1 protein-coding gene and 1 pseudogene are annotated in these 1,093 nt (G+C 72.3%); both read right to left on the minus strand.

The features are described from left to right. On the minus strand, positions 1-656 hold a 656-nt coding region (locus AB0B01_RS30930; RefSeq protein WP_361726333.1), incomplete at its 3' end, for a GPR1/FUN34/YaaH family transporter. Between the two features lie 21 nt (positions 657-677). Then, positions 678-1,007: pseudogene (locus tag AB0B01_RS30935) on the minus strand (SDR family oxidoreductase); the annotation flags it as partial. Positions 1,008-1,093 lie beyond the last annotated feature (86 nt).

The following is a 1,093-nucleotide window of genomic DNA, read 5'->3' on the forward strand; positions in this document are numbered from 1 at the left end:
TCGGCGCCCACGCCACCGGGGCCGCGCGGCCCCACCGGGAGCCGGCCGCCCGCCCGGCCGAGGGGGAGCACCGCCCGGCCGTGCGCGTCCTCCACCGCGAAGGCGAGGGCCGCGTAGAAGGCCAGTGCCGCCGATACGAGCCCGGTGACGCCGGCCGCCACCTCCCAGCCGTGCACCCCGGACAGCTCGTACACGCCGGTCAGCAGGAAGCGCAGCGCGGCGAGCCCCAGTACGGCGGAGACCACGACCCGGGAGCGGCCGCCGGCTCCGACCGGGATCAGCAGCGCCACGCCCGAGACCAGCAGGAGCAGGCCCAGCGCCTTGCTGACGCCGCCCGGGGGCCCCGCACCCAGGATCGAGCCGGTGGCCAGCCACGTGGCGGCTAGCACGGCCATGGCGGTCCCGGCCACGCTGTCGCGGCACCGGAAGCCGAGTACCGCGGCGAACAGCTGGGTGGGGAAGACGAAGGCGACGAGCACGAGGGCCACCACCTTCGCCTCCCAGAAGGCGATCCAGTCCAGCTGGAGGCCGGAGAGGACGAACGCACCTGCCGCCAGGCCGATGAACCCGAGGGGAAGCGGCGTGCCCAGGGCACGCAGCTGGACCGTCGCGACGACGTCGTCCCGGTCCGGCACCCGATGCACCTGATCCGACATGTCGACCTCCTCGGTCGAGCGTCAGGGGAGAGGGGTCCCCCCGGTCGCGTTGAGGATCTCGGCGGTCACGTAACTTGCCCGGGAGGAGGCGAGGAACACGTACGCCGGAGCCATTTCCGCAGGCTGCGCGGGGCGGCCGAGCGGGCTCTGCTTACCGAACTCGGCGGTGTCCGGCATGGTCGAGGCGATCAGCGGCGTCCACACGGGGCCCGGGGCCACGGCGTTGACCCGGATGCCGTCCGCGGCCACCATCTGGGCGAGGCCCTGGGTGAAGGTGACGATGGCGCCCTTGGTCATGGCGTAGTCCAGGAGGGGCGGGCTCGGCTTGTAGGCCTGCACGGACGTGGTGTTGCCGTTACTCATTGCTACGTAACGACACGAGTGAAATTACAAGTGCGGTGCTCCGGCGCAGTCAAGCCGAGATCTGCTATTGGGCC

Origin of the sequence: Streptomyces sp. NPDC044571 (genome assembly GCF_040647115.1) — a bacterium.
Classification (GTDB): domain Bacteria; phylum Actinomycetota; class Actinomycetes; order Streptomycetales; family Streptomycetaceae; genus Streptomyces.